This window comes from Paenibacillus sp. IHB B 3415, from assembly GCF_000802655.2.
Lineage (GTDB): Bacteria > Bacillota > Bacilli > Paenibacillales > Paenibacillaceae > Paenibacillus_AQ > Paenibacillus_AQ phytohabitans.
In genome coordinates, this window is the sequence record NZ_JUEI01000157.1 from 1 (window position 1) to 4,492 (window position 4,492).

Below are 4,492 nucleotides of genomic sequence, written 5' to 3' on the forward strand. Positions count from 1 at the left end.
CCCCCGGGGGGGCCCCGCAGCCATTCCGCTCAAGTTCTGCATTTATCGTACCATATCCGGCAGGAAAACTGTAGATTTCGTAAACCGCCATTCTGCAAATTCCCGGAAGCTTAGGCGAACAATCCGCAGATCCAGCTCCACAAATTCTGCAGCAGCTCCCACACGAAGAACTTCACCTTCGGCGCTTCTGCACCTGCGTCCGCACCACCGTCCCCGCCAGCCGAAGCGGCGACACCGGAAGCAGCCTTAACAGCGGCCCCGTCTCCGGAAGCCTTAGCGGAGACCGCCGAAGCCTTTTTGTCTGCAGCGGGTTCCGCAGCTGCCGCATCGCCGGAGCCGGCATCAATGAAGCAGAGCGGCGGAAACAGCACACACCACCAGTTCTGACCTTTGCCTGCGCCAAGCGTAACCCGCAGCGCTTCATATTCCCCGGCAGGATAGACCCGGCCGCCATACATTTTCGTCGGAAATGGTACGGTGCCCAGCTCGACTTTATAGCTATAATCAATTCCCCGCCGCGCAAGCTCTCTGCCCACCAGGTCATTCAGCTCCGGGAGATGACTCTCAATCAACGCCCGCGCCTGCTCCAGACTCTGGGGATCCTCCAGTCCGGCCACCCACTGGTTAATCTGTTCCACCACCTGGTCGCGGATCTGGCGTTTGACCAGCTGATCTCCCGTACCATCCGAATTCGCCAGAATACGCAGACGGATCGACTCCTGCGGAATAGATACCTCCGCTACGGCAGCATCGCTTTTTTGCCCTTCCCAGGCCATCATCAATATCATAAAAAAACAAATTAAAATGGCAGTATACTTGAATGTAATCCGCAGGGAATCCCTTTTATCCAACTGATCGTTATTCATCTTGCGCAGCCCCTCTCCCTCTGAAACTCTTATGTTCCCAGTATGTCCGGGAATGAGAGACTGCAAACCTAGTAATCTATGATTTTAAGAATAAAGTAGTCTCATCCTTCAGCTTGGGCAGCGGAAGCGGCAGATCATCCTCCACATCCTGCCCGTAGAGCCGCACACTCATGGCAATCCCCATACAGGCCATGTTAATCAGAATCGAGGTTCCCCCATAGCTGATAAACGGAAGCGTAATCCCCGTCAGCGGCATCAGCCCGGTCATTGCCCCGATATTCTCCAGAATCTGATACAGCAGCATAGCTACGATTCCGACAATCAGGAGAGGGCCGCCGCGGTCCCTGCATTCCAGGGCAATCACTATTAATCTGTGGATCAGGATAAAAAAGAGCATCAGCAGCGCCGCTGCACCCAGGAAGCCGAATTCTTCGCCGATCTGCACGAAAATGGATTCAGAATACAGATAAGGCACCCGGTCACTTTGCACAGTGCCGCCCTGCAGATAACCTTCGCCGCTGAGGCCGCCCGAGGCAATCGCCGTCTTGGCATTCTTGGTCTGATAGCTCGCATCACTGCTTGCCAGATCCGGTACCAGCCAGGGGTCAAAGCGCCTGACGAAGTGATCCCGGCCCAGCGTCTGCTCTATGAAGCTTACCGTCTGCTCATGATAGTGGGTATAGCACAGAATGAAGCCCAGCACCGATCCCGCCAGAATAACCATCCCGATCAGAGCATGTGAGAATTTAATATTTCCGATCCACAAAAGCCCAAGCAGAATCACGATATAGCTGAGCGCATTGCCCAGATCATTCTGGATGATGACCAGCGCGAACGGCGCCAGGGCGATTAGGCTAAGCGGCACCACGTCACGCCAGAAGCGCAGCGGATTTCTTTTTTTGCGGACAAGTACAGTGGTTAGAAAAAGAATCAGGATCAGCTTAAACAGCTCCGCCGGCTGGAGGCTTAATTCACCGATGCCAATCCAGCCCTGGGCGCCATTTTTCACCTTGCCGATAAAGCTGACCAGCAGCAGAATACCGATCCCAAGGATGTAAATATAGAGTCCATACCGGACCAGAAGGCGGTAATCAAACAAGGTAAGCAGAAAAAAAGCAATAAAACCCAGCACATAATACTGAATCATCCGTATGTGTGTGCCATCCAGGTCAACTCTCCCGTGAGTCACGCTGTATATCGAGAAAATACTGATACACATCAGCAAGAGCAAAATCAATACGATGGAGCCGTCAATCCGTCTGATTCTCTGTAACATCGGAATACTCCTTAACCTACGCGGATTATGGACCGGCCTGCTGCAGCATACCCAGGGAACCGAATCCACTAATTTCCATTGTAAGACAAGTGGGGGCGTAAATACAATTTATGTGATCGTTGCCAGCCGGGAATAGCCATCAGCTTTAAACTAATGAGGTGAAAACCATTCTGGTAAATCGCTTGCCGAGAGGCTTTCAGTAATCAATCTCCACAATTTCGGGATATGCGGTAGCTTAATTGCACTTTGTACAACTAAAACGTCTGACTTTCAACCAATTATCCGTTTAGTTGTATTTCGTACACCTAATCCCCCTATGTAGCTGGGTTCTCAGCGATTCGGGTAGATTTAGTTGTACAGACTACAGTTATAAGAGGCAAGAACACCTTTTCACCGTTTTTAATTGTACATTATACAACTATCACTGAATTTCCCCTTGAACCTGAACATGTCCATCGCTGCATGGTTAAGTCAACTCACTTCTTAAGTTCTGATGCTGCTGTACTAGCGTACAGACAAACAAAATGCCGGAACCCTTCCTTTTCGAAGAGCTCCGGCATGCGGATTACCTCTGATTGAATCAGAGATATTATAGTATACAGTTAGCCTTGCTTGGCCGGAGAAGAATAGATTGTAGGACTCGGCAAATCTTCCTCTACCTCTTGCCCATGCAGGCGTACGCTCATTACCAGACCGATACTGGCCATGTTGATCAGCAGGGAGGTCCCCCCGAAGCTGATGAACGGCAGCGTAATCCCGGTCAGTGGCATCAGACCGATGAAGGCACCGATATTCTCAAAAATCTGATATAGCATCATCGCGACAATGCCGACAATCAGGAACGGCCCGCCCCTGTCCTTGCACTCCAGCGCAATCAGAATCATCCGGTGAATCAGGATAAAGTAGAGCAGCAGCACCAGCGCCGATCCGACAAAGCCAAACTCCTCGGCAATCTGTACAAAAATCGAATCAGAATACGTATACGGCACTCGATCCGTCTGCACCGAGCTGCCCTCCATATAGCCTTCGCCGCTCATACCGCCGGAGGCTATGGCCATTTTGGCGTTTTTGGTATGATAACTTGCCTTGGCCGTCGCTTCTTCCGGCACCAGCCACGGATCAAAGCGCTCTACCCAGTGGGAACGGCCGATATCTGTCAGGAAATCCTTGATTTCATCGTGGTAATGAATGTAGCTCATGATTCCGGCAGCCGCGCTTCCGCCAATAATTAACAGCCCGATCAGCGCGTGGGTGAACTTGATATTGCCGATCCAGAGGAGGCCTACCAGAATTACGATATAGGAGAGCGCATTCCCGAGGTCATTTTGGCTAAGCACGATCAAAAACGGCAGCAGGCTCATTAGACCGAGCGGCACGACATCACGCCAGAACAGCAGCTTATTCTTATTCTTGCGGACCAGTACAGCAGCCAGGAACAGGATCAGAATCAGCTTGAACAGCTCGGCAGGCTGGAGACTGAAGCCTCCGAATTTAATCCAGCCCTGTGCGCCGTTCTGTTCTGTACCGATAAAGCTGACCAGCACCAGAATCCCAATGCCTGTAACGTAAACATATAACGCATATTTAACAAGCAGACGATAATCCACGAAGGTCAGCCCTATGAAGGCGATAAAGCCCAGGATATAATATTTGATCATTTTGATATGCGATCCGTCCAGCTTGTCGCGCCCGTGGGTAACGCTGTATATGGAGAAAATGCTGACTACCATCAGCAGCACAAGAATGACCAGGATGACGCCATCTACCTTCTTAATCTTCTGAAGCATATTCTGTCTCCTTACTCAGTACTGGTTCCTCTTGTCACCTGGCCGCAGCCGTATACAGAGGTCCCGTCATTTCTATTGTAAAGGAAGGGGCAGCATAAATACAATTTCACCGTTTGGAGGTTTCTGCCTAATGGCAGCCGCGTCCAGGACGGGGACGCTAGCGGGCGATCCCCAGCACATGCCGGGGAATCCCGGCGAGATCCTCGATCGTGATGATCTCGTTCCAGTGACCGGCCGCCCGCAGCAGCTCAGCTACCTGCCCGGCCTGTCCCTGGCCGAGCTCGAAGCCGACCAGGCGCGGCGGAGCCGGGAGCAGCGGCAGCTGCTCCATCATGCGGCGGTAGGGATCAAGCCCGTCCCCGCCGCCGTCCAGTGCCGTGCGCGGCTCATGGTCGCGCACCTCGCGCTGCAGCCCGGCGATGTCGCCGCCGGGAATGTACGGCGGGTTGGAGACGAGAATATCCGTCTCCATCCCCGCGAACGGCTCGAGCAGATCGCCGAGCCGCAGGTCAACGGACGTGCCGAGCCGCTGCGCATTGCGCCCGGCCATGGCCAGCGCGCCG

Annotated in this window: 4 protein-coding genes; all 4 read right to left on the reverse strand. The window is 52.8% G+C overall.

Features of this window, described 5'->3' with window-relative positions; genetic code table 11:
* Positions 1 to 110: 110 nt before the first annotated feature.
* Entirely contained in the window at positions 111 to 833 is a 723-nt protein-coding gene (gene spoIIR / locus QW71_RS35670) for a stage II sporulation protein R (RefSeq protein ID WP_039310636.1), read from the reverse strand.
* A 109-nt stretch (positions 834 to 942) separates the two neighbouring features.
* Positions 943 to 2,142 carry an FtsW/RodA/SpoVE family cell cycle protein gene (locus QW71_RS35675; RefSeq protein WP_047014163.1) on the reverse strand — a complete coding sequence of 400 codons (1,200 nt, stop codon included), beginning with the start codon at positions 2,140 to 2,142 and terminating at the stop codon, positions 943 to 945.
* Positions 2,143 to 2,744: 602 nt separating this feature from the next.
* Positions 2,745 to 3,929: an FtsW/RodA/SpoVE family cell cycle protein gene (locus QW71_RS35680; RefSeq protein WP_039310633.1), complete on the reverse strand. Its 1,185-nt coding sequence runs from the start codon at positions 3,927 to 3,929 to the stop codon at positions 2,745 to 2,747.
* Positions 3,930 to 4,086: 157 nt separating this feature from the next.
* Positions 4,087 to 4,492, reverse strand: a 406-nt coding sequence (locus QW71_RS35685) for an SAM-dependent methyltransferase (protein ID WP_039310641.1), incomplete at its 5' end; no start/stop codon positions are given.